23 protein-coding genes are annotated in these 22,872 nt (G+C 64.8%); 5 read left to right on the forward strand and 18 right to left on the reverse strand.

The features are described 5' to 3' along the window. Positions 1-105: 105 nt before the first annotated feature. Both L0U80_RS00370 and L0U80_RS00375 read left to right on the forward strand, forming a co-directional pair. Positions 106-942, forward strand: coding sequence for a PPK2 family polyphosphate kinase (locus L0U80_RS00370; RefSeq protein ID WP_233861717.1), 837 nt, complete (start codon positions 106-108; stop codon positions 940-942). A 68-nt stretch (positions 943-1,010) separates the two neighbouring features. Then, entirely contained in the window at positions 1,011-1,793 is a 783-nt protein-coding gene (locus tag L0U80_RS00375) for an exodeoxyribonuclease III (protein WP_233861719.1), read from the forward strand. A 3-nt stretch (positions 1,794-1,796) separates the two neighbouring features. Here the strand turns inward: L0U80_RS00375 and L0U80_RS00380 are convergent, their stop codons facing one another. The 8 genes from L0U80_RS00380 to argB form a co-directional block, all read right to left on the reverse strand. Further along, the gene (locus tag L0U80_RS00380; protein ID WP_233861721.1) at positions 1,797-2,951 is read right to left on the reverse strand and encodes a M48 family metallopeptidase; all 1,155 of its coding nucleotides are present in this window, start codon (positions 2,949-2,951) and stop codon (positions 1,797-1,799) included. Next, a complete protein-coding gene (locus tag L0U80_RS00385; protein WP_233861723.1) occupies positions 2,948-4,354 on the reverse strand; it encodes an AmpG family muropeptide MFS transporter in 1,407 nt (468 codons plus the stop codon). The genes L0U80_RS00380 and L0U80_RS00385 overlap by 4 nt, the downstream gene beginning before the upstream one ends. A gap of 63 nt (positions 4,355-4,417) precedes the next feature. Next, positions 4,418-5,026: a methionine biosynthesis protein MetW gene (gene metW / locus L0U80_RS00390; protein ID WP_233861725.1), complete on the reverse strand. Its 609-nt coding sequence runs from the start codon at positions 5,024-5,026 to the stop codon at positions 4,418-4,420. Then, positions 5,023-6,168 (reverse strand): homoserine O-succinyltransferase MetX, encoded by a 1,146-nt coding sequence (gene metX, locus L0U80_RS00395; RefSeq protein ID WP_233861727.1) that lies wholly within the window; start codon positions 6,166-6,168, stop codon positions 5,023-5,025. Before metX ends, metW begins: the two co-directional genes overlap by 4 nt. Before the next feature lie 358 nt (positions 6,169-6,526). Further along, on the reverse strand, positions 6,527-7,108 hold the full coding sequence (locus L0U80_RS00400; RefSeq protein WP_233861730.1) for an HdeD family acid-resistance protein: 582 nt from the start codon (positions 7,106-7,108) through the stop codon (positions 6,527-6,529). 152 nt (positions 7,109-7,260) lie between these two features. Beyond that, entirely contained in the window at positions 7,261-7,953 is a 693-nt protein-coding gene (slmA, locus tag L0U80_RS00405) for a nucleoid occlusion factor SlmA (protein ID WP_233861732.1), read from the reverse strand. A 51-nt stretch (positions 7,954-8,004) separates the two neighbouring features. Continuing rightward, entirely contained in the window at positions 8,005-8,751 is a 747-nt protein-coding gene (locus tag L0U80_RS00410; RefSeq protein WP_233861734.1) for a pyrimidine 5'-nucleotidase, read from the reverse strand. Positions 8,752-8,899: 148 nt separating this feature from the next. Next, positions 8,900-9,799, reverse strand: coding sequence for an acetylglutamate kinase (gene argB / locus L0U80_RS00415; RefSeq protein WP_124152914.1), 900 nt, complete (start codon positions 9,797-9,799; stop codon positions 8,900-8,902). 359 nt (positions 9,800-10,158) lie between these two features. On the opposite strand from argB, the gene L0U80_RS00420 reads away from it, so the two are divergent. After that, positions 10,159-10,404, forward strand: coding sequence for a cysteine-rich CWC family protein (locus L0U80_RS00420; RefSeq protein WP_233861736.1), 246 nt, complete (start codon positions 10,159-10,161; stop codon positions 10,402-10,404). A 131-nt stretch (positions 10,405-10,535) separates the two neighbouring features. On the opposite strand, the gene L0U80_RS00425 is transcribed toward L0U80_RS00420, so the two are convergent. Next, positions 10,536-11,153, reverse strand: coding sequence for a hypothetical protein (locus tag L0U80_RS00425; protein ID WP_233861738.1), 618 nt, complete (start codon positions 11,151-11,153; stop codon positions 10,536-10,538). Here L0U80_RS00425 and L0U80_RS00430 point away from each other — a divergent pair. Both L0U80_RS00430 and L0U80_RS00435 read left to right on the forward strand, forming a co-directional pair. Beyond that, entirely contained in the window at positions 11,152-12,525 is a 1,374-nt protein-coding gene (locus tag L0U80_RS00430; protein ID WP_233861740.1) for an ATP-binding protein, read from the forward strand. The two genes, L0U80_RS00425 and L0U80_RS00430, sit on opposite strands and share 2 nt — an antisense overlap. A gap of 57 nt (positions 12,526-12,582) precedes the next feature. Continuing rightward, positions 12,583-13,125 (forward strand): response regulator transcription factor, encoded by a 543-nt coding sequence (locus L0U80_RS00435; RefSeq protein ID WP_233861742.1) that lies wholly within the window; start codon positions 12,583-12,585, stop codon positions 13,123-13,125. A 99-nt stretch (positions 13,126-13,224) separates the two neighbouring features. Here L0U80_RS00435 and hslU read toward each other — a convergent pair whose 3' ends face one another. From hslU to L0U80_RS00480, 9 genes are all read right to left on the reverse strand, one after another. After that, complete coding sequence (gene hslU / locus L0U80_RS00440; protein ID WP_233861744.1) at positions 13,225-14,574, reverse strand: ATP-dependent protease ATPase subunit HslU; 1,350 nt, start codon at positions 14,572-14,574, stop codon at positions 13,225-13,227. 57 nt (positions 14,575-14,631) lie between these two features. After that, the gene (gene hslV, locus L0U80_RS00445) at positions 14,632-15,168 is read right to left on the reverse strand and encodes an ATP-dependent protease subunit HslV (RefSeq protein WP_233861746.1); all 537 of its coding nucleotides are present in this window, start codon (positions 15,166-15,168) and stop codon (positions 14,632-14,634) included. A gap of 357 nt (positions 15,169-15,525) precedes the next feature. Continuing rightward, positions 15,526-15,945 carry an RNA polymerase-binding protein DksA gene (gene dksA, locus L0U80_RS00450; protein WP_027793241.1) on the reverse strand — a complete coding sequence of 140 codons (420 nt, stop codon included), beginning with the start codon at positions 15,943-15,945 and terminating at the stop codon, positions 15,526-15,528. A gap of 611 nt (positions 15,946-16,556) precedes the next feature. Further along, positions 16,557-17,639 (reverse strand): CobW family GTP-binding protein, encoded by a 1,083-nt coding sequence (locus L0U80_RS00455; RefSeq protein WP_373322170.1) that lies wholly within the window; start codon positions 17,637-17,639, stop codon positions 16,557-16,559. Positions 17,640-17,892: 253 nt separating this feature from the next. Next, on the reverse strand, positions 17,893-19,107 hold the full coding sequence (locus tag L0U80_RS00460; RefSeq protein ID WP_233861750.1) for a class I SAM-dependent rRNA methyltransferase: 1,215 nt from the start codon (positions 19,105-19,107) through the stop codon (positions 17,893-17,895). 72 nt (positions 19,108-19,179) lie between these two features. Then, positions 19,180-20,118, reverse strand: a complete 939-nt coding sequence (gene xerC / locus L0U80_RS00465) for a tyrosine recombinase XerC (RefSeq protein WP_233861752.1) — start codon at positions 20,116-20,118, stop codon at positions 19,180-19,182. Positions 20,119-20,148: 30 nt separating this feature from the next. Then, positions 20,149-20,832: a DUF484 family protein gene (locus L0U80_RS00470; RefSeq protein WP_233861754.1), complete on the reverse strand. Its 684-nt coding sequence runs from the start codon at positions 20,830-20,832 to the stop codon at positions 20,149-20,151. Positions 20,833-20,955: 123 nt separating this feature from the next. Next, positions 20,956-21,822, reverse strand: a complete 867-nt coding sequence (gene dapF / locus L0U80_RS00475) for a diaminopimelate epimerase (RefSeq protein ID WP_233861756.1) — start codon at positions 21,820-21,822, stop codon at positions 20,956-20,958. A gap of 327 nt (positions 21,823-22,149) precedes the next feature. Then, positions 22,150-22,719: a hypothetical protein gene (locus L0U80_RS00480; RefSeq protein WP_233861758.1), complete on the reverse strand. Its 570-nt coding sequence runs from the start codon at positions 22,717-22,719 to the stop codon at positions 22,150-22,152. Positions 22,720-22,872 lie beyond the last annotated feature (153 nt).

Here is a 22,872-nt window from a genome sequence, read left to right on the forward strand (position 1 = left end):
GCCGCGCGATGCCGCCCTGCTGTTTGAGGCTCCGGTGGACTGCGGTGCATGGGAGCGGAGTGAGTGCGACTGCACCAACTCCGATCGACAGAGGAGAACCACGGCATGTTGAAGCCCCAGAGTCTCGACGATTACCGCGTTCCGTACTTCACCGACAAGCGCGCCGCGAAGTTCGCCCTCGATGCGATCGATCCGTCGGCCAAGCCGTTCACGACAGGCAGCAAGACCAGCGACCGCGACCGTCTCGCCGAAATCGGCGCGAAGATCGACGTGCAGCAGGAGCGCCTGCATGCGCAGCACTATCGGCGCGTATTGCTCGTGCTGCAGGGCATGGACACGAGCGGTAAGGACGGCACAATCCGCGGCGTCTTTCAGGACGTCGATCCGCTGGGCTTGCGCATCGTGGCGTTTCGCGCGCCCACGCCCATCGAATCCGCACGCGACTTTCTCTGGCGCGTGCATTTGCAGGTGCCTTCGGCGGGCGAACTGGCCATCTTCAACCGCAGCCACTACGAAGACGTGCTCGTGCCGCGCGTGATCGGGCAGATCGGCCCGGACGAGTGGGAACGGCGCTATCGCCAGATCCGCGAATTCGAGGCGATGCTCTCGGAGACCGGCACGACGATCATCAAGTGCATGCTGCACATCTCGAAGGACGAACAGCGGAACCGCATCCAGGCGCGGATCGACGATCCGACCAAGCACTGGAAGTTCGATCTCTCCGACCTCGAAGCGCGCAATCGATGGGACGCCTATCAGGCCGCCTATCGCGACGTGCTCGCGGCCACCTCCACGGAATACGCGCCGTGGTACGTGATTCCGGCGGATTCGAAGTCGCATCGCAACGTGATGGTCGCGGAACTGTTGTTGCGCGCGCTGGAAAACCTCAAGCTCGCATTCCCGCCGGCGAAAGAAGAACTGAACGGCCTCAAGATCGACTAGGCCGTCAGTCGACGACGATGCCTCCGCGCCGCGGCGCGGGGCGACGCAAACCAAAAAGGAAACAAGATATGTTGCGTGTGATTACCGCGAACCTCAATGGCATCCGCTCGGCGTCGAAGAAGGGCTTCTTCGAGTGGTTCGGCGAGCAGAAGGCCGACGTGCTGTGCGTGCAGGAAATCAAATGCTCGCAGGACGACATGACGCCCGAATTCCTCGCGCCCCACGATTTCAAGGGCTATTTCCAGCATGCGGTGAAGAAGGGCTATAGCGGCGCGGGCCTCTATACGCGACATGAACCGGACGACGTGATCATCGGTTTCGGCAGCGCGGAGTTCGATCCCGAGGGACGCTACGTCGAGGCGCGCTTCGGCAAGCTTTCGATCGTGTCGGTCTACGTGCCGTCGGGCTCGAGCGGCGAGGAGCGCCAGGAGGCGAAATACCGCTTCATGGATGAGTTCATGCCGCATCTCGCCGAACTCAAGAGCGAGGGGCGCGAGGTGGTCGTGTGCGGCGATGTGAACATCGTCCACAAGGAAATCGACATCAAGAACTGGAAGGGCAATCAGAAGAACTCCGGCTGCCTGCCCGAAGAGCGCGCGTGGCTCACGAAGCTTTTTGACGACGTCGGTTACGTCGACGTGTTCCGCACGCTAGACACGCGTGCCGAGCAGTACACCTGGTGGAGCAACCGCGGCCAGGCGTATGCGAAGAACGTGGGGTGGCGAATCGACTACGAGATCGCTACGCCGGGCATCGCGGCCACCGCAAAGCGCACGTCGATCTTCAAGGACATCAAATTCAGCGACCACGCGCCGCTCACCATCGACTACGACTACAAGATCAAGCGCTGAGCGTCAGGGCTCCACAAGCTTGCGCCGCTGCGGCACGGGGATGCCCGCGTAGTCGGGCACCGTGTTGAGCGGCATGCCGATCGACTTCGCGTAGAGCGGCATCATGTCGGGCAGGCGCTTGTAGAGGTCGGCGCGGCGCGCGTTCGTGTACGGATGCACGTAGACGAAGCCATCGCCGCGGTCGCTCTTCGTGGCCAGGCCGAGCTTGTCCCAGCCCGTGAGCGCCGCACGCGGATCGAAGCCCGCACGAGACGCGATGTCACTGCCGATCACGTCGGCTTCGGTTTCATCGGCGCGGCCGTAGCGCATTTCGACAAGTTGCGAGCCGACGCCCAGCGGAAATACGCCCAGATCGGCGAGACCAAACAGTTGCGGCACCGTGCCGGCCTCGATCTGCGCTGCCTGCTGTGCGCCGAGACGCTCGCGCACGTGCTCGCGTAACGCATGCGCGATCTCGTGACCGAGCAGCATGCCGAATTCGTGGTCGTTGAGCTTCACTCGGTCGAGCAGGCCGCCGTACACCACGATCTTGCCGCCCGGCAGGCAGTACATCCGGATATCCGGCGAACGGACCACCGCCGCTTCCCATTTCCAGTTCTTGACCCGATCGCTCCACTTCTGCGCGTAAGGCGCGAGCCGGTCGACCATGAAGCGCACGCGTTGTACGTGTGGATCGCTGTCGGGGTAGAGACGCTCCGAGTGGGCCGCGCCGCGCACGATCTCGGCGTATTCGGCGGCGGCCTGCGCCTCCAGCATCGGCGACGGGATCAGGATGCGATATAGCCTGGCCTCACCGAAGCGCACCTGGCGGCTCGTGCCCGGCGTCGCGCGGGCAGCTGCGGGCGGTGTGACCGCGTTCGCGCCGGCGGTATTGCCAGCGCCCTGGGTGGCGCTTTTAGCCGGTAGCGGCACAGCGGGCGAAGGCGACGCCATGGGCAATACCGAGGGCGACGCCGTGGGCAAGACCGCGGACGCGATGGTCATCATCACGGGCGGGCTGTTGTTGTCGTCGGCGTGCGCCTGCGGCGCGTGGAGAACGAGCAGCGCGGGCAGCACCGCCGCGAGCGTCAGCGAAAGCTCCCGTGCCCGTGCGCCGGCCCGGCGTCGACGGCGGGGCGTCGAACGCTCACACGGGGCGGCGGTCTGGTGCGGGGTCACGATCGGATTCTCCACGGGGCGATGCGGACGAGCAGGAGCATACCCGGTACAGCGAGTGCCGTGCAGACGATGAAGTAGTCGAACCAGCCGATCCTCGCGACGAGGAAACCACTCGCCGCCGAGGCGAGCGTGCGTGGCACCGAAGCGAGACTCGTGAAGAGTGCGAACTGCGTGGCGGTATAGCGCGGGTCGGTTGTGCTCGCAATGTAGGCGGTGAATGCGGCGAGCGTGAGGCCGGTGGCGAACGTCTCGAAGCCGTAGACGAGCGCGAGCGCCACGGTGCGCGGATCGAGCGAAAACTGCACGTTCGCGCCAAACACGCTTGCGACTTGCGAAACGGCGTGGCTCACGGCGAGCACGCCGCTGTAGATCGACGCGAGCGATGGTGCGTCGGGCCCGACCTGAGCGAGCCACGCAAAGCCGAGCGTCGAGACCATCTGCAGGAAACCGAAGATCCACAGCCCGCGTCCAATGCCGATCTTCACGAGCGCCACGCCACCGATGATGCCGCCCGCGAGGCTCGCGCCGAACGCCGTCATCTTGGCGATCACGCCGATCTCGGTGCGCGAGAAGCCGATGTCGAGGAAGAACGACGTCGAAAGCGTGGTGGCCATCGTGTCGCCGAGCTTGTAAAGGAAGATGAACGCGAGCACGAAAAGCGCATTCCCCCAGCCGCCGCGCCGCACGAATTCGGCGAACGGCTGCACGATCGCCTCGCTCAGGTTACGCGGCGGCGGGCCTTGCACCTCGGGTTCGCTCACCACGAGCGCCATGATCATGCCGGGAATCATGAACGCGGCAGTGACGATGAACACCGTGCTCCACGGCAGGTGATCGGAGAGGATCAGCGCAAGAGACCCCGGCACGAGCGCGGCGATCTTGTACGCGTTCACGTGGACCGCGTTGCCGAGGCCCTGTTGCGTGTCGGAGAGCAGTTCGCGCCGGTAGGCGTCGATGGCGATGTCCTGGCTTGCGCCGAAGAACGCCACCAGCGCGGCGAGCGCTGCCACCATCTTGATCGAATCCTTCGGCGAGACGAACCCGAGCGTCGCGATAGCGATCGCAACGAGGATCTGCGTGACGAGCATCCAGCCGCGCCGGCGTCCCGGACGCCAGCCGGCAAGGCGCGGCACGTAGCGGTCCATGAGCGGCGCCCAGACGAACTTCCAGGTGTAGGGAATCTGGATCAGCGCAAAGAGGCCGATTTCCTTGAGGCTCACGCCTTCGGAACGCAGCCACGCCTGCACGAGATAGACGAGCGTGAAAAGCGGCAGCCCCGAGGTGAAACCAAGGAACACGCAGATCAGCATGTGCGTGTTCAGATACGCGCGCCAGCCAGGGTGTTCTTCGTGAGCGTCAACGTGGACGTTGCGGGCGGTGGCCTCGTTGGGCGGATTCTGCATGTCGTCAGCGGCGGCGGTTTTTGTGGATCGGAGTCGAAAAAACGCGCGCCACCGCAGGCGACGTCATTTTTTCTTCACGCGATAGACCGCAAGACTACCACGCCAGTTCACGCCCCACCGGACGGTCTGACCGCCGTGAAGCACGGCGCGATCAAGAATTTCGATGCCCACTTCGGGCGCGAGCGCCTCGAAATCTTTCACCGTGAGCACACGCACATTCGGCGTGTTGTGCCACTGGTAGGGCAGCGACTTCGAAACCGGCATGCGTCCGCGCAGCACGGAAAGCCGATGCGGCCAGTAGCCGAAATTCGGGAACGAAACGATGCATTCCTTGCCCACGCGCGCCGTCTCGCGCAGGATCGCCGCGGTCTGGTGAATGGTCTGCAGCGTTTGGGAGAGGATCGCGAAGTCGAAGCTTGCGTCCTCGAACAGGCGAAGTCCGTCCTCCAGATTCTGCTGGATCACGTTGATGCCGTTCTGAACGGAGGCCAGCACCCCAGCGTCGTTGATCTCGATGCCGTAGCCCGTGCACTCCAGTTCCTCGCCGAGCAGCGAGAGCAGAGCGCCATCGCCGCAGCCGAGGTCGAGTACCGTCGAACGCGGCTCGATCCAGCGTGCAATCGTGCGGAAGTCGGCGCGTGCTGAAAGACTGACAAAAGCGCTGGGATTCATGCGCCCACCTCGTTGGCAATACGTTCGTAGTAAGCGCGCATGACGTTGTGATAGCGCGCGTCGTCGAGCAGGAAGGCATCGTGGCCGTGCGGCGCGTCGATTTCCGCGTAGCTCACCTGGCGCTTGTGGTCGAGCAGCGCCTTCACGAGTTCGCGCGAGCGTGCGGGCGCGAAGCGCCAGTCGGTCGAGAAGCTCGCCACGAGATACTTCGCCTTCGTGTGCGCGAGCGCCTTCGTGAGATCGCCGTCGAACGCCTTCGCCGGGTCGAAGTAATCGAGCGCGCGCGTGATGAGCAGGTAGGTGTTCGCGTCGAAGTAGTCGGCGAATTTTTCGCCCTGGTAGCGCAGATACGACTCCACCTCGAACTCGACGTCGAAGCTGAAGTTGTATTCGTCGACAGCGCCTTCGGCTCTACGCAGCGCGCGGCCGAATTTCTCGGCCATGTCGTCATCCGAGAGATACGTGATGTGGCCGATCATGCGCGCGACGCGCAGGCCGCGCTTCGGCTTTACGCCGTGCGCGTAGTAGTCGCCGCCGTGGAAGTCGGGGTCCGAGAGGATCGACGAGCGCGCCACTTCGTTGAACGCGATGTTCTGTGCGGAGAGCTTGGGCGTCGACGCGATGACGATGCAGTGGCCGAGCCGGTCCGGATAGCGCAGGCTCCACGCCAGCGCCTGCATTCCGCCGAGGCTGCCGCCCATCACGGCGGCAAACTTCTCGATTCCGAAGCGGTCGGCCACGAGCGCCTGGGCGTCCACCCAGTCCTCGACGGTGACGACCGGAAACTTCGCGCCGTAGGGCTGACCGGTCGCGGGATCGGTGCTCATCGGGCCGGTGGAGCCAAAGCACGAACCGAGATTGTTCACGCCGATCACGAAGAAACGGTTGGTGTCGAGCGGCTTGCCGGGGCCGACCATGTTGTCCCACCAGCCGACGTTTTTCGGGTCGTTCTCGTAGACGCCCGCGACGTGATGCGACGCGTTGAGCGCGTGACAGACGAGCACCGCGTTGCTGCGGGCGGCGTTGAGCGTGCCGTAGGTTTCGACCACGAGGTCGTACCCGGCAATGGCTGTGCCGTTCTGCAGTTGCAGAGGCTCGTCGAAATGCAGTGTTTGTGGAGCGACGATGCCGATCGATTCCATTCGTTCCGCCTTGGGTTTCCGGGGCGGCTAAACGGTGTCGGCTGGGCGCGGATTGCAGGAGGGTGGCGCGGCTGACGACCTCTTTAGCCGCATTTGTAATGAACCTGCGCGCCGTAACATTCGGTGGCTTTCAGGTTCGCGCGCCCGCAATCGAGTCAGCAAATCGGCGCGTAGTGATTCAAAACGAACGCAGAGTATAGCGGAAAACGCGCACGGCAATACGGCGGATGGGCCGTGGCGGACGTGGGCTGGCGGTGTGGGGCGCCCATTGCGCGCCGCCGTGAGCGGAGACAGCAGGCCGGGACAGCGAGCGCTGCGTTGGTGTCCCGGCGGTGAATCTTGCGAGTGGACTCGCGGGTCAACTCCTCGCCGGATGCCCCTTGCGCCAGCGCCGCAGATGCAATGCGGCGACGATCATCAAGACGCCGTAAAGCACGGCGTAGGCGGCGATCAGCCAGATCAGCGAGAGCGCGCCCGCACCGGGAAACAACACGACGAACAAGCCGACGCCGGCCGAGAGCAGCCCCGAGAGTCCCACGGCCCACGGATGCGCGACGGCGCGACGATACTGGATCGCGTAAATGATCTCGAAGATGCCGATGGCGAGCGCCCAGAAGCCGATGATCAGGACGAGGATGATGGCCGTCTCGCGAGGCCAGAAGAACGCAACGAAGCCCGCGACTACGCCGATGAGGCCCACGACGACGTAGGTCCAGCGCCGCTTGCCGCCGCCGCGTGCGCCGTAGATCAGGGCGAAAGCGCCGTCCACGACGGCGTAGGAGCCCCAGACGTAGGCGAGCGCGATGACAGTGAGCTTGGGCAGTGAGAAGGCGGCCAGGCCGAAGACTATGGCCGCGATGCCGCGGGCGAGGAGCCAGCCCCAGTGAGCGGACAGACCGGTAAGGAACGGCAGCGGAGCGGACGGCAATGGCTGGTTCATGCGGTTCTTCTCCTTTTGGCGGGGCGCGGGGCCGTCGCTTGCCGTGGCGGCCGCTTGACGGCGTAGAGCTCGCCGCGCGGCGACCCCGCGCACGCAGCGGCAGCGCGCATTGCGCCGACGCTTGCGGCCCGGGCGCCTGCCGGGTGTCTCCTTTACTGAAGAATGACCCGGATCTGCTCGTCGGCGTGTTCGACGGGCGAGCGTTCGAAGCCGCTCTGTGCATAACGGTGCCAGCAGCCGATCACATAGTGGACGACCAGATTCGCGCGCACAGCCGGATCGTACCCCTTCGGGAGCGGCACTGCGCCGGGTTTGTTCGGGTCCTGCAACCCTTCCGCGACGCTCACGCGCAGGCACTGACGCAGCGACGCCTCGATGCGGTCGAGCATCTGGTTGACGCGCTCGGCGAGCCGCTCGTGTTCGCCCACGAGCGCTTCGCAGGTCAGCACGCGCGTCATGCCGGCGTTCTTGGTGGAGAAGTTGATGAGCATGAGCGCGATGGCGCGCGCCTGAAGCACGCCGCTCGGCTCTTTGGCGACGATCTGGTTGATGAGCGCGAAGAGCGTCTGCTCGATGAAATCGATGAGGCCCTCGTACATCTGGGCCTTGCTCGCGAAGTGGCGATAGAGCGCCGCCTCGGAAACGCCGAGCCGCGCGGCCAGCGCCGCAGTCGTGATCTTTTCGCCGCGCGGCGTCTCGAGCATCGACGCGAGCGTCTGGAGAATGTGGACACGGCGTTCGCCCGGTTTCGGGCGTGCGGTGCGTTGCACCACGCCGGGAGGATCTGCTGTTACGACCGCAGTTACTCCCGCATCGCGCGCTTCGGTCGGCTGGCTCGGCTGCATGAATGTCGCCCTTTCTCTTGCCGCCGGAATCCCATTCCAGCGGTCACGTCGTCACCCCGTCTGCCGCAGTCTTCCTGACTGCAGACCCGTTTGTAGGGATTTTAGCGAACGAATGCGGTGATCGACATAGTGAGGACGGCCGCTTCTGCCCGCGCGCATAGTCAGCGCGCGCTCGGGCAGGTGTCCGGTGATCCAGACCGTCTGGATGCCGAGCCGCCGGTAGCGTTTCAGATGGCCGCGCGTGTCCTCGATCAGGATGGCGTCGGAAAGCGATGCACCCGCACGGCGCAGCGCCGCGCGCAGCATCGCGCGGTCCGGCTTGGCGCGCCAGCCGCTGCGCGTACGCATGTGCTCGATGGCGACGACGCGCTCGAAGAGCCGCTCGATGCCAAGCTCCGCGAGCACCGCGCGCGCATAGGCCTCGGGCGCGTTGGTCAGCACGATCTTGCGGCCCGGGAGCGCAGCGATCGTGCGCGCGAGGCCGCGCTCGGCGACGAGCATCGCGCGCAGATCGGGGAACGTGTGGACGACCTTCAGGAAGTCGTGCGGATCGACGGGATGGTGCCGCGTCAGGCCGAGCAGCGCCGCGCCGTACCGGAGCGTGTAACTCGTGCGCAGGTGGTCCGCGATGTCGTGGCTCACGCCGAGCGTATCGACGATGTACTGCGTCATCGCCCGGTTGATGGCCGGGAAGATCGCGTGCGACGCGCCGTGCAGCGTGTTGTCGAGGTCGAAGAGCCAGACCGGCGTGCGCGCCGCATGGTGCGGGCGGTGCTGGCGCGCTCGGGTGTGGGTCATCGTGGAGTGGCGTGCGGCGCGTTGGGGGAGAGGCCGGGCGCCCTGGGGCCGCCGCGACGGGCGGCGCTGGGGCGCCGGAGGTTCTGAAGTTGCCACTCGGGTTGCCACTCGGCGGCGCATCGGGTGGCCGAATGCGTCGCCGTCATCCTCAATGCGAGCGGATCATCGTGCCGAACGGCTGCTCGGTCAGGATTTCGAGCAGGACTGAATGCTCGATCCGGCCGTCGATGATGTGCACCGAGCGCACGCCGCTCTTGGCCGCGTCGAGCGCCGACGAGATCTTCGGCAGCATGCCGCCGGAGATCGTGCCGTCTTCGAAGAGCGCGTCGATCTCGCGCGCCGAGAGATTCGTGAGCAGGTTGCCCGCCTTGTCCATCACGCCGGGGATGTTGGTCATCATCACGAGCTTCTCGGCGTTGAGCACGACTGCGAGCTTGCCCGCCACCAGATCGGCGTTGATGTTGTACGAGAGCCCGTCTTCGCCGAAGCCGATCGGCGAGATCACCGGAATGAACGCGTCATCCTGGAGCGCCCGCACCACCGCCGGATTGATCTGCTCGACTTCGCCGACCTGGCCGATGTCGACGTACTGACCCGGGTTGTCGCGGTCCGGCATCATCAGCTTGCGGGCGTGGATCAGGCCGCCGTCCTTGCCGGTCAGGCCCACCGCATGACCGCCGAAGTGGTTGATGAGCGTGACGATGTCCTGCTGCACCTCGCCGCCGAGCACCCACTCGACGACTTCCATCGTTTCTTCGTCGGTGACGCGCATGCCCTGGACGAAGGTGCCCTGCTTGCCGATCTTCTTGAGCGCCTGATCGATCTGCGGGCCGCCGCCGTGCACGATGACCGGGTTGATGCCCACGAGCTTGAGCAGGATGACATCGCGCGCGAAGCCCTGCTTGAGTCGCTCTTCGGTCATGGCATTGCCGCCGTACTTGATGACGACGGTCTTGCCGTGATACTGGCGGATGTACGGCAGCGCTTCAGCCAGAATTTCTGCTTTCAGGGTGGGCGCGATCTGCGAGAGGTCGATGGGCTCGGACATGGCGGCGGGAATGGGCAAAAAACGGGGAAAAAGACGGTTGAAACAGGCCGAATTGTACAGGACTGGCGCGCTGCAACAGGGTTTTGATCGGGGTTTCGGGCGAGCTTCCGATACGGCGCGATGCACGCCGACGGGCGCTCGCCGGGGACGCCCCGGGACGGCGCGGGGCGCATTGTGCAAAGTTGTGCCGGTGTGCCGGCCGGAAGCGTCGGCGGCCGTGCATGGTGCGCCGGGTCGGAGGAGGCCGGTGGCGGTGCAAAGCGCGCGCCAGCCTGTTCTGCTTGCCGCCCCTGTCGCCAGCACGCGCTGTGGCATCATTTCTTTACCGCCGAAGTCGGCCTCACAAGGAGCGCGCCGCCATGACCGCTTCCGCCACCCCCGCCGCTGGCATGAAACACGCGCGCTGCCCGCGCTGCGGCCGGGCCTTCGACTGCGGCCGGAACACCGAACCCTTCGATTGCTGGTGCCGCACGCTCCCCGCGCTTCCCGCGAGCCAGCTCGATCCGCGCGGGCGCTGTCTGTGCCCTGAATGTCTCGCTGATGCCGCCGCGCCCGCCGCAATCGGCCCGGGCGACGCCACGGGCAGCGGGGGGCTCGTGCGCTGAATGTGCGTTCCGCTTCGTCCCAGGTCTGGGACTCCCTGGACCGATTGAGGGAGGGCAGGTCGCGTGGCGCGAACACCGGGCGGTCCCGGTTGGCGTTCCGCGCGTGCCAGGCCGATGTCGGTCGGATGCGGTCACGTCAAATGGGCCCACGCCCAACTGCCGCCCGTATGCCCGGTGACGGCATTTTCGATGCAGAGGGCATTTTCACCACTGCTAAGCTTGATATAAATCAATATATCTACAAGATTGTTGTGAAGTTCGGGGAACAATGAGGCGGCGGTCGCCGTGCGACGGTAAGGTTCGACGGCTTCGGCGTGCGGATCTGCGACTTGCAGCGCGAACCCGGCGCTCAGGGGGCGCGGTTCGCTCGGGCGCGAGCCGCGCAACCGCAGACGTAACGCGGGTCGCATGGTCGAGACTTCGGGTTTCAGGCCCGGGTTCCGGGAGCGATAGTGACGGACGGAACGCAGCAGCGCGTCATGCGTCCAGCGCGGGCAGCGTAGCCGCTGCCGGATCGAGCCGTGCGTGTGGCGATGGGTCCGTGGGTGGTCACGGCTTGACGTCGAGGTAATCGAAAAAAACTTATCGGTTGGATAGAAACAGAAGCGGACCACGTAGGTTGTCTGGCATCGATTCTTCCGCCGTATTCCCGGCATACTGCCGATATGGCGTTGGGCGCCAGCCGCTGTTGGTTCGAATCTTTTAGGGATAATCGGTCGGACACGTCCGAACAGGTAAACTGGCACCATGTATCGCATTACCGTCAGTGCTCGCGTCAACCTTAGCCATCTATTCTGGCTGCGCAGCCTTGCCATCATCGGACAACTCTGCACGATCGCGGTCGTGCAGTTCTTCCTCGGCGTGCGTCTGCCATTGCCGGCCATGCTGTTCGTGATCGCGATGGAGGTGGCGTTCAACGGCGTCACCTGGATGCGTGTCGCGCAGGATCGTCCCGAGTCCAATCTCGAACTGTTCGGGCAGATCTGGGTCGATCTCGGCGCACTCTCCGCGCTGCTCTTTCTGTCGGGCGGCACGACCAATCCGTTCGTCTCGCTCTATCTGCCCTCGCTTGCGATTGCAGCGGCCGTGCTGCCGTGGTATCTCACCGGCTGGCTCGCTGCGTTCGCGGTGACCTGCTACGTGCTGCTCGGCTTCGATAACGTGCCGCTCAACCTGGACAACCCCAATAACCTGTTCGATTACTATCGCGCGGGCATGTGGGTGAACTTCATGGTGAGCGTCGGGTTGATCGTGTGGTTCGTCGCGCGCATGTCGACCGCCCTGCGCCAGCGCGACCACGCGCTTGGCGACGCGCAACAGCGCCTCTTGCGCGACGAGCGCGCGGTGGCGCTCGGCGTGCAGGCGGCGACCGTTGCGCACGAGATCGGCACGCCGCTCTCGACCATCGCGATGCTCACCGAGGAATTGCGCGACTGTGCGCGCACCGACAAGGCGCTCGCCCCTTACGTCGCCGACATCTCCCTGCTCGAGCGGCAGATCTCGCTGTGCACGTCGGCGCTTGCGCGTCTGCGCAGCCGCGCCTCGTCGCAGGGTGCCCGTCAGCCCGTGAGCGAGTGGCTCGGTCCGTTCGTCGAGCAATGGCGGCTGCGCCATCCCCACGTCAAATTCGAGCAACTGGGTGATGTGCCCGACGATCTGAGTCTCGACGACACGGTGGCAGTCGGCCAGATTCTGACTATCCTGCTGGACAACGCCGCGCGTGCGAGCCGCGATTACGTGACGTTGCGCGCGTATGCATCGGCGCGCGCGGGTTATATCGATTTCGAAGTCTGCGACGCGGGGCCTGGTATCCCGGCGTCGCTGCGAAACACGCTCGGCGCGGCACCCGTGGAAAGCACACAGGGTGGCCATGGTGTCGGGCTGTATCTGGCGTTTTCGTCGGCGGCGCGGCTGGGCGGATTGATCGATCTGTCCGACGTTGCTTCGTCGGTCGCGGCGGGCGAAGGCCCGGGTGCGGCGGGCGGCGGAAGTGGTGCAGGGAGCGCAGGTCGCGAGCACAAGTCGCGCGGTACGCGCGCCGTATTGCACGTGCCGGTGAAGACCGGCGCGTCGGCAGCGGCGCCGGACACGCGTGCGCAGGACGCGGCCGCCGCAGGTTAAGGTATCGGATCAGGCGCGGCCCGGCGCGGCGCCGCCTAACAACACGGAGAAGCAGGCATGAGCGATATGAATTTTCTGGTGATCGACGACGATGAGGTGTTCTCCGACATTCTCACGCGTGGGCTGGCGCGACGCGGTTACCAGGTGCAGCAGGCGCACAACGCCGAAGAGGCGATCCGCTTCGCGAACCAGCAGAAGTTCGCACAGATCACGGTGGACCTGCATCTGGGCAGCGATTCGGGTCTCTCGCTCGTCGCGCCATTGCGCGACCTTCAGCCCGACGCGCGCATGCTCGTGCTGACGGGCTACGCTAGCATCGCGACGGCGGTTCAGGCGGTGAAGGACGGCGCCGACAACTACCTCGCGAAGCCGGCGAACGTCGAGATGATTCTCTCGGCACTGCAAAGCGACGCGAGCGCACTGCAGGCTGACGCTGCGATCGAAAACCCGGCGCCGCTCTCGGTTGCGCGCCTCGAATGGGAACACATCCAGCGAGTGCTGGCCGAGCACGGCGGCAACATCTCCGCCACGGCGCGAGCGCTCAACATGCACCGCCGCACGCTGCAGCGCAAGCTGGCGAAGCGTCCGGTGCGCCAGTAAGCGCAGCATTCGCCTTAGCCGCTGCTGCGCGGCGCGGCGTGACAAAAGAAAAGGGGCCCTGCGGGGCCCCTTTGCACATTGCCTGCGACCAGGCAGCGCTTACAGCACGTAGCGCGACAGATCTTCGTCCTGCGCCACTTCGCCGAGCGCGCGATCGACGTAAGCGCCATCGATCGTGACGCTCTTGCCCGCATGATTGCCGGCCGAGAATGACACGTCTTCCAGCAGCTTCTCGATCACCGTGTAAAGACGGCGTGCACCGATGTTCTCGGTCTTTTCGTTGACGGCGAACGCGATCTCCGCGAGTCGGCGGATGCCGTCTTCCGCGAAATCGAGCTGTACGTCCTCGGTAGCGAGCAGCGCCTGATATTGCTTGACGAGACTCGCGTCGGTCGCGACGAGAATCGATTCGAAGTCCTTCACAGACAGCGAGTCGAGTTCGACGCGGATCGGGAAGCGCCCCTGCAGTTCCGGAATCAGATCGCTCGGCTTCGCGAGGTGGAACGCGCCGCTCGCGATGAACAGGATGTGATCGGTTTTCACCATCCCGTACTTCGTGTTGATGGTCGTGCCTTCGACGAGCGGCAGCAGATCGCGCTGCACGCCCTGGCGGGAGACCTCACCGCCGCCGCCTTCGTTGTTGCGCGACGTAATCTTGTCGATTTCGTCGAGGAACACGATGCCGTTCTGCTCGACGTTCTGCACGGCCTTCGTCTTGACCTCTTCGTCGTTGAGCATCTTGCCGGCTTCTTCGTCGGTGAGGAGTTTCAGCGCTTCCTTCACCTTGAGCTTGCGGCGGGACTTCTTGCCGCCGCCCAGATTCGCAAACATCGAGCGGATCTGCTCGGTCATGTCCTCCATGCCCGGGGGGCCCATGATGTCCATGCCCACTTGCGGCTGTTCGATGTCGAGCTCGATTTCCTTGTCGTCGAGCTGGCCTTCGCGCAGGCGCTTGCGGAACGTCTGGCGCGTGGTGCTCTCGCCGTCGCCCTGGCTTGCGGTGTCGGGCGTCGAGCCGAAGCCGACCGGACGCGCAGTCGGCACCAGGATGTCGAGGATGCGGTCTTCGGCCTGATCGGTGGCCTTGCTGCGCACTTTGCGCATTTCCGATTCGCGCGTCTGCTTCACCGAAATTTCGATGAGGTCGCGCACGATGCTGTCGACGTCACGGCCCACGTAGCCCACTTCCGTGAACTTGGTCGCTTCGATCTTGATGAACGGCGCGTCCGCGAGCTTCGCGAGACGTCGCGCAATCTCGGTCTTGCCGACGCCCGTTGGCCCGATCATGAGGATGTTCTTCGGCGTGATTTCCTGGCGCAGCGGATCGCTCACCTGCTGACGGCGCCAGCGGTTGCGCAGCGCGACGGCGACGGCCTTCTTCGCCTTCGCCTGGCCGATGATGTTTTTGTCGAGTTCCGAGACGATCTCGGCGGGGGTCATGGTGCTCATCCTGATTCCTTGTCGTGGATGATGTCGATGCGTGTCTGGTCGACGCGCTGGCTCGATCTACTCGATGGTTTCGATCACGCGGTTGTGGTTCGTGTAAATGCACATGTCGCCCGCGATTTCGAGCGACTTTTCCACGATCTCGCGAGGCGACAGGTCGGTGTTGTCGAGGAGCGCGCGCGCCGCGGCCTGTGCGTACGAGCCGCCCGAACCGATCGCACAGATCCCGCCTTCGGGGTCGAGCACGTCGCCGTTGCCGGTGATGACGAGGGTGGTCTGCGCGTCGGCGGCGATCAGCATGGCTTCGAGACGTCGCAGCATGCGGTCGGTGCGCCAGTCCTTCGCGAGTTCGACGGCGGCGCGCGTGAGGTTGCCCTGATGCTTTTCGAGCTTGGCTTCGAAGCGATCGAGGAGTGAGAAAGCATCGGCCGTGCCGCCGGCGAAGCCGACCATCACCTTGCCGCCGTAGATGCGCCGAACCTTCTTCGCGCCACCCTTCATGACGATGTTGCCGAGCGTGACCTGGCCGTCACCGCCGAGCGCGACCTTGTCGCCGCGCCGCACGGAGACGATCGTCGTGCCGTGAAATTGCTCCATGTGGGTTCCTTTTTTACCGTTGATGCCGGTTGCTGACGGGAGTATGCGGTGGCACACGGGGCCGCCGTCCCTTGAAATCCGGAGCACGCCGCGAGGCGCCAGGAGGCGCACGCCGACGCGCGTATTAGTCGAAGTTTAGGGCGGCGTCGGCGAGTTCAAGTGGCCGCGCAGGGCAAATACGCGCGGCATGTGCGATGAAGGCGGGGGAGGGGTCAGCGAATGGAGCAGAAAAGCGGGCAGTAAAGCGGCGGCCAACAACGCCCGCTACAAAAACAAAAAGCGCACGGGACTCCGTGCGCTTCGATCCTGAAGGCGGATGGTGCGGCGCGCACCCGCGGCGGCGCGCCGGCTGGTCGATCAATCGCCGAACAGCTTCTGGCGCAGTTCGCGGCGCTCCTGCGCCTCGAGCGACAGCGTGGCCGTCGGCCGCGCGAGCAGACGCGGGATGCCGATCGGCTCGCCGGTTTCCTCGCACCAGCCGTACTCGCCCGAGTCGATGCGCGCGAGCGATTGCTGCACCTTCTTCAGCAGCTTGCGCTCGCGGTCGCGCGTGCGCAGTTCGAGCGCATGCTCTTCCTCGATCGTCGCGCGGTCGGCCGGATCAGGCACGATCACGGTTTCACGCAGATTCTCGGTGGTCTGGCCCGCATTGCGGAGGATTTCCGCCTGCAGCTGTTCGAGCCGGTTCTTGAAGAAGGCGAGCTGATCCTCGTTCATGTAATCCTTGTCGCTCATCTTCAGGATTTCGGCTTCGGTCAAGAGTCGTTTCGTAGTCATCTGGCTTGCTTCTTCAATGAGTGAGGCAAAAACCTGGTGCTAATGCCCGCACTTTTGTGTTGCCCGCAATGGCCTTGTACGGGGCCTTTCTACGCTGACGCGCTGGCTGGCACGGACGATCTACTGTCGTGACGCCAGATTGCCGCTGCGGGGCCGAACTCCTCTGGAAACCGGTTTTCAGACGCTTCTGAGGCATTTTCCATACCGGCTGCGCTACGACTTTGCGTGCTGCCGGTACAGCCGACCGTCCGGTGCAAACGTTTCCGGCGGACTGCCTTTCTGCTCGTGCTCGCGATGCTTTGTGCATGTTGGCACGGCCATGATGCGCGCTACCGGCCCGGTACCGAATCGAGGCTCAGGGTCCGGCTTCTACCTGCCGTCCAGCCTGTTTTCCAGTGGGGCCGTATTGTAACTGAATCGCAAACTCACCCGTAAAAGGGGTAATCCCTGCATCCGGCCGATTTTCGATACACCGTTATCCGGAAAATATAACGCGCCAATTGTGAAAAAGCGATGGTCGGGTACGTTATTTGAGGGGCGGGACACGCAGGCGGGGGGAAAGGCGGGCCCGGCCCGGCGCGCAGGACGCGCGGGACCGGGTGAGAAACGCATCAGACGAGGCAGGCGTCGAGGCCGTCGGTGATGAGGTCCTGCGGCAGTTCGATGCCGATGAACACCATCTTGCTGTTCTTCTTTTCGGCCGGCAGCCACTTCATGGCGAGATCGCTGCCCATCATCTGGTGGACGCCCTGGAACACCACCTTGCGATCCACGCCCTTCATGTACAGCACGCCCTTGTAGCGCAGCAGGCGCTCGCCGTAGATCTGCAGGATGCCGCCAAGGAAGTCCTCGAGGCGGTTCGGATCGAATGGACGGTCGCTGCGGTACACGAACGACTTGATCTTGTCGTCGTGGTGCGCGTGGTGATGGTGGTGGCCGTGGTCGTGGCCTTCGTGATCGCAGTGACCGTGATCGTGGTCGCAGTTCGCGTGGTCGTGATCATGGTCGTGCGCGTGATCGTGATGCGCGTGGGCGTGATCGTCTTCCTCGAGGAAATCAGGGTCGATATCGAGCTTCGCGTTGAGGTTGAAGCCGCGCAGGTCAAACACTTCCTTGATGTCGGCAACGCCAAAATCCACCTGGCGGATTTGCGCCTTCGGGTTCATGTGCATCAGGCGATGACGCAGGTCGCCGAGTTCGCTTTCGTCGACGAGGTCGGCCTTCGTGATGAACAGGCGATCCGCGAAACCGATCTGGCGCTGCACCACTTCGTGCTCGTCGAGCTGATGGTTGCCGTGCTTTGCATCGACGAGCGTGATGATCGCGTCGAGCAGGAATTCGTCGGCGATTTCGTTATCCATGAAGAACGTCTGCGCGACCGGGCCCGGATTGGCGAGGCCCGTCGTTTCGATCACGACGCGGTCGAAATCGAGCTTGCCGTCGCGCTTTTGCTGCGCGAGGTCGCCGAGCACGCGCGCGAGGTCACCGCGAATCGTGCAGCAGATGCAGCCGTTGCTCATCTGGATGATCTGCTCGGTGCTGTCCTGTACGAGGATCTCGTTGTCGATGTTTTCTTCGCCGAATTCGTTCTCGATCACGGCAATCTTCATGCCGTGATTTTCATTGAGGATGCGCTTGAGCAGCGTCGTTTTGCCGCTGCCGAGGAAGCCGGTCAGGATGGTGACGGGAATCATGGATGCCATGCTGGGTGCCTGTTTTGTACTGTGCCTGGGTCGAAACGCTGGCCGGGCGGTGCGGGTTTCTCGCGCGTCGAAGCGTGAAAACGGTGGCAGCCGTCGTCCGGTGTTACAAGATAACTAGCTATTGAAACATATCTGCGGTCCCGGTGCCTGGCCACGGCGGTCGCGCCGGGCGAGGTGCCGCGTCACATATGGGGCGCGACCGCGAGCCTTCCGGATCGTGCAGTCGGCCCTCAGATGGGGTCGCTCAGGCAATCTGCAACAGCAGGCCCTTCAGATACTCGCCTTCGGGGAATGCGGTCAGGAGCGGATGGTCGACGCCCGCGCCGAGCCGTTTGAGGATGCGCGCGTCGACTTTCGCGTCGGCGGCTGCGCCCGCGACGATCTTCTGGAACAACTCCGCGTCGATTGCGCCCGAGCACGAATACGTGAAGAGCAAGCCACCCGGACGCAGCAGCTTGAGACCGGTGAGGTTGATGTCCTTGTACGCGCGGGCCGCACGGTCCACGTGCTCGCGCGATGCCGCGAACTTCGGCGGATCGAGCACGACGAGGTCGAAGCGCTCGCCCTCTTCATGCAGGCGGCGCAGCGTCTTGAAGGCGTCGGCGTCGAGCCAGGTGGCGCGAGCGGCGTCGAAGCCGTTCGCCTCCACGTTCTTCTGCGCCGTGGCGAGCGCTTCGCCCGACGAATCGATCGATACGACGCGTTTCGCGCCGCCCTTCATCGCCGCGAGCGAGAAGCCGCCCGTGTAGCAGAAGCAGTTGAGCACGTCGCGCTCGCGCGCGAAGGTCTGCACGAGCGCGCGGTTGTCGCGCTGATCGACGTAAAAGCCGGTCTTGTGCCCGTTGCGGACATCGACGTGATAGCGCACGCCGTTTTCGTTCGTCACGATCGTTTCGGGCGGCTCGTCGCCCGCGAGCAGGCCGGTGATCTGTTCGAGGCCTTCCTTCTCGCGGATCGACACGTCCGAGCGCTCGTACACGTTCGGGCAGCCGGTCGCGCTCGTGAGCGCGCCCACGATGGCTTCCTTCCAAGCCTCGACACCCGCCGCCATGAACTGGCAGACGAGCTGGCCGCGGCCCGTTGTATTCCCATTCGCGCCGTCTTCGATGTACTGATCGACGATCAGACCCGGCAGGCCGTCGGCTTCACCGAAGATCACGCGCACTGCACCGGTGTTGCTCACCATCGCCTGGCGATGCGCGACGGCGCGTTGCACGCGGCGCTTGAAGAACGCGTGGTCGATGGGTTCGTTTTCGTCGAAGCTCCAGACGCGCGCGCGGATCTGCGAGTGCGGGCTGTACGCGGCGCGCGCGAGGAAACGGCCGTCGTGCGCGCGCACGATCACTGTCGCGCCCGCGGCGGGCTTGCCCTCGACGCGGTCGATCGCATTCGCGTAGACCCACGGATGGCGACGCAGCAGGGATTTTTCTTTCGAGGGTTTGAGCGTGACGATATTCATGGTGTGTTCAATACAAAAAGACGCAACGTGCGGCGGCCGGGTCGCCCGGCCGCTCATGCACGCCGCGATGCATCAGTCGCGCTTTTTGGCGCGCGGATGCGCGGTGTCGTAGACCTTCGCCAGATGCTGGAAATCGAGCGATGTATAGACCTGGGTGGCCGCGATGCTCGCATGGCCGAGCAGTTCCTGCACTGCGCGCAGGTCGCCGCTGGACTGCAGCAGGTGCGTCGCGAATGAGTGCCGCAGCACGTGCGGGTGGACGTTTGCCGGAATACCGGCGGCGAGCGCCGCACGTTTAACGCGCTCGCGCACGACGCCGGGCGCCATGCGGTTGCCGCGCACGGAGATGAAGAGCGGGGCGTCGTCGTGCTTGACGAGCGTATCGCGCACGGCGAGCCAGGCGTCGAGCGCATCGAGTGCCTTGCGCCCGACCGGCACGACGCGATGCCGGTTGCCCTTGCCCTGGACTTCGACTTCGGCCGCGTCACGTTTGAGCCAGCCAGCCGATTCGTGGCCGTCACGTTTCACGTAGCGCACGTCGAGGCCCACGAGTTCTGCGAGCCGCAGCCCCGACGAGTAGAACAGTTCCAGCATGGCGTGATCGCGCAATGCCTCGGCGCTGTGGCCCTCGGCGACGGCGGGGCCGGGGGCTTCCATTAACCGCTGGGCGTCGTCGACGGAGAGCGCCTTCGGCAGCGTCTTCGCACGCTTGGGCGCACGCACGGCGGCCACGGGATTGGCATCGAGTTCGATGCGCCCCGCGAGCCAGCGATAGAACGCCCGCCACGCCGATAGCCGGTGCCCGATCGAGCGCGCCGAGAGGCCGCCCGAATGCGCGCGCGCGACGGCGCCGCGCACGTCGGCGGGCGTGATCTTCTCCAGCGGGCGAGCGCCTGCGAGCTTCTTCAGCTCATCGAGCTCATGCGTGTAGCCGCGCAGCGTGTGCGCCGACAGCCGCCGCTCGTGTTCGAGGCTGGCGAGGTAGTCGGCGATCGGATCGGTTGGCGTCACGATGGGCTGCGCTTAGGAAAGGCTGCTCGCTCAGTGCGGCAGCAGGCGCGTGAGCGCCGCGCTCGCGAGCGCGCCGATCTGGGTGAGGAAATCGGTGGCCATGCCTTCATGGAAGCGGCGCGGATCGGGCGAGCCCAGCACGAGCAGGCCGAACGCGTTGCCTTCGGACTCGGGCTTGCCGTCTGCCTCGAGGGCGCGCAGCGCGACCAGCGCGACCGACTGCGGCGCGCCATCCGCCGTATCGAGCCACTGCGCAGCTTCGAAGCCGGAATTCGCGCCGCAATACGGTACCGCAAGGCTGTTCGTGAAGAGCCGCACTTCTTCACCGGGCTGGCGCGCGAAGTCGGCCTGGGCGTAGGTCTCGGCGACGTCCCAGACGCGCAGCGCAGCCTGCGGCACGTCGAACACATCGCGCAGATTCTGGGCGATCGTGCGCGGCAGCGCGTACGGGTCGCGCTCGGCGACGATGCGCGTCGTCCAGCGGCCGAACTTGCTGGCGATGCTGTCGTTTTCGTGGCCGTAGCGCAGCAATTCGGAAAGACGGCGTTCGAGATGCTTGTTCTTCTCGCGCAGCATCTCCATTTGCCGCTCCTGCAGCGATACGGCGGCTTTGCCGTGCGGGTTGCCCAGCTTGATCGACGCAAGCAGTTCGGCATGCTCAACGAAGAACTCGGGATTGGCGAGCAGATAGTCGGCGACTTCGCGATCGTTCATGTTTTGGCGCGTTGTTGTCAAAGGCGCGCGGGGCGCGCAATCAATGAAGCAAATGAATCGTTCGGCGGCGAATCGGACGCTGGCGGCCGGCGTGGTGAACCTCCGGGGGCACGGGCACGGCGCTCAGTCGGCCAGATCGATTTCGCCTTCGAATACGGTTGTGGCGGGACCCGCCATCAGGAGCGCGGCGGACTCGTCGCGCGCACCGTCCCAGGCGATCGTGAGCATGCCGCCGTGCGTGTGAACCTTGACGGGTGTGTCGAGCAGACCGCGCCGGATGCCCGCAGCGACGGCCGCGCACGCGCCCGTGCCGCACGCGAGCGTCTCGCCCGCGCCGCGCTCGTAGACGCGCAGCCGCACCTCGTTGCGCGAAACGATCTGCATGAAGCCGGCGTTCACCTTCTTCGGGAAACGCGGATGCGCCTCGACCACGGGGCCTTCCGCGAGCACCGGGAACGCCTCGACGTCGTCGACTACCTGCACCGCGTGCGGGTTGCCCATCGATACGGTCGAAATCCAGCGGGTTTCGCCATTCACGTCGAGCGGCCACAAGGTGTCATTGCCCTCGCGGCGGCCCTCGAGCTCGTTCGCATCGAACGGCACGCGCGCCGGTTCGAAGACCGGGCTGCCCATATCGACGACGACTTCACCGTTTTCCTGCATGACGAGCGTGATCGTGCCGTTTTGCACCTGCACGCGCACGCGGTTTGCGTCCGTGAGCTTGCGGTCGCGGACGAACTTTACGAAGCAACGCGCGCCGTTGCCGCAGTGCTCGACCTCGCCGCCGTCGCAGTTGTAAATGCGATAACGGAAATCGACGCCCTCGATGGTCGGCTTCTCGACGAGCAGCAACTGATCGGCACCGACGCCGAAGTGGCGGTCAGCGAGTGCACGCACCTGCTCTGGCGTGAGCGCGAGTGGCTGGCTATAGCCGTCGAGCACGACGAAGTCGTTGCCGGCACCGTGCATTTTGGTGAATTTGAGCTTCACGTTTTACGTCTTTTCCTTGCCGCGAAAGGCTGTGTAGGTGACAGCCTGAAGATCACGCTTCGCAGTCCATCTGGACCGCATGAGGCGAATGCCAAATGATACACGCTGGAAACGCTTGATAACACGGCGTGGCCCGGCGGCTGCCTGCGGTCCGGCGTGGCCCGTCCCGGCTGCCGGGCGATTTACGGTGTGCAGGGCGAGGCGGCGTCCGGACGCTTCACATGGCATCGCCCGCGCGGTTGCCTCGACGGTTTTGCATCGATGTCACGACTGTGTGCGCAGGAAAACAACGTCTTGACGCTTCACAGCTTCGCTACGCCGTCCGGGTTACTTACCGCCCCGTATCGGTTTCGTGAAAGATGCGTCGCAATGCCAGCTTCGGTCGCGTATTGCAGCGATCCGTGCGATCGCCGGGCTTCGCCACTCGGGTGGCAGCTTGCAGGTACGGCGCGACGAGCGTTTCGTCGGGGCGTCATCGTCGCCGGGTGGGTCGTAGTTGTCACGCACATCGCCTGTCAATGCATTGACGCTTTGATGAAATTCGCCGCCGCCGTCCGCGGCGCGATGAAAGTCCCAGCCGCCCTCGTCCCACCCCGCGACAATCCATTGGAAGTTACGTGTCGTCAGACGCCATGTCTCGCTCCAGCGCAACGGCCCACCGCCGCCCACGTTCTGAACGACAAGCGAACCGTGGCTGATCTCGAGTTGCTGATACGGATCACCCAGCATGCCGCCATCTTCCGTGCCCATCGCGACGTCGTCGTTCGAGAGCACGTGTTTACCGTCGACGAAGATTCGCAAGCGACGCTTCCCGTCGTTCTGCGCTCGTAAAACGTCAATGCAGGCTTCGACAGGCTGGGTCGAGCCGAACGATCCGCGCAGGCTGTCGTCAAGCACGTATCCGGGGTCGATCCGGCCGCATGGGTTGTCGGAAGCGCCAGTGCTCGCCGCGACACTGTGCGCAGAATTCGTCAGTGCCAGGGCGAGGTAAAGAAGCAGCGTTGGGAGCCTGCGTCGAAAATCGGGGAGGCGCCGAAACTGCTTCCTGGC

The sequence above is a fragment of the Paraburkholderia adhaesiva genome (assembly GCF_021390575.1).
Classification (GTDB): domain Bacteria; phylum Pseudomonadota; class Gammaproteobacteria; order Burkholderiales; family Burkholderiaceae; genus Paraburkholderia; species Paraburkholderia adhaesiva.

Bases quoted from the DNA above. Each gene is read 5' to 3' on its own strand.
- L0U80_RS00455 (WP_373322170.1), bottom strand. From the start codon at position 17,639: ATGATTCCCGTCACCATCCTGACCGGCTTCCTCGGCAGCGGCAAAACG.
- L0U80_RS00460 (WP_233861750.1), bottom strand. From the start codon at position 19,107: ATGAATATCGTCACGCTCAAACCCTCGAAAGAAAAATCCCTGCTGCGT.
- L0U80_RS00400 (WP_233861730.1), bottom strand. From the start codon at position 7,108: ATGAACCAGCCATTGCCGTCCGCTCCGCTGCCGTTCCTTACCGGTCTG.
- hslU (WP_233861744.1), bottom strand. From the start codon at position 14,574: ATGAGCACCATGACCCCCGCCGAGATCGTCTCGGAACTCGACAAAAAC.
- slmA (WP_233861732.1), bottom strand. From the start codon at position 7,953: ATGCAGCCGAGCCAGCCGACCGAAGCGCGCGATGCGGGAGTAACTGCG.
- L0U80_RS00425 (WP_233861738.1), bottom strand. From the start codon at position 11,153: ATGGTGCCAGTTTACCTGTTCGGACGTGTCCGACCGATTATCCCTAAA.
- L0U80_RS00385 (WP_233861723.1), bottom strand. From the start codon at position 4,354: ATGCAGAATCCGCCCAACGAGGCCACCGCCCGCAACGTCCACGTTGAC.
- argB (WP_124152914.1), bottom strand. From the start codon at position 9,799: ATGTCCGAGCCCATCGACCTCTCGCAGATCGCGCCCACCCTGAAAGCA.
- L0U80_RS00435 (WP_233861742.1), top strand. From the start codon at position 12,583: ATGAGCGATATGAATTTTCTGGTGATCGACGACGATGAGGTGTTCTCC.
- metX (WP_233861727.1), bottom strand. From the start codon at position 6,168: ATGGAATCGATCGGCATCGTCGCTCCACAAACACTGCATTTCGACGAG.
- L0U80_RS00420 (WP_233861736.1), top strand. From the start codon at position 10,159: ATGACCGCTTCCGCCACCCCCGCCGCTGGCATGAAACACGCGCGCTGC.
- dksA (WP_027793241.1), bottom strand. From the start codon at position 15,945: ATGACTACGAAACGACTCTTGACCGAAGCCGAAATCCTGAAGATGAGC.
- L0U80_RS00430 (WP_233861740.1), top strand. From the start codon at position 11,152: ATGTATCGCATTACCGTCAGTGCTCGCGTCAACCTTAGCCATCTATTC.
- L0U80_RS00470 (WP_233861754.1), bottom strand. From the start codon at position 20,832: ATGAACGATCGCGAAGTCGCCGACTATCTGCTCGCCAATCCCGAGTTC.
- L0U80_RS00370 (WP_233861717.1), top strand. From the start codon at position 106: ATGTTGAAGCCCCAGAGTCTCGACGATTACCGCGTTCCGTACTTCACC.
- L0U80_RS00375 (WP_233861719.1), top strand. From the start codon at position 1,011: ATGTTGCGTGTGATTACCGCGAACCTCAATGGCATCCGCTCGGCGTCG.
- hslV (WP_233861746.1), bottom strand. From the start codon at position 15,168: ATGGAGCAATTTCACGGCACGACGATCGTCTCCGTGCGGCGCGGCGAC.
- metW (WP_233861725.1), bottom strand. From the start codon at position 5,026: ATGAATCCCAGCGCTTTTGTCAGTCTTTCAGCACGCGCCGACTTCCGC.
- L0U80_RS00410 (WP_233861734.1), bottom strand. From the start codon at position 8,751: ATGACCCACACCCGAGCGCGCCAGCACCGCCCGCACCATGCGGCGCGC.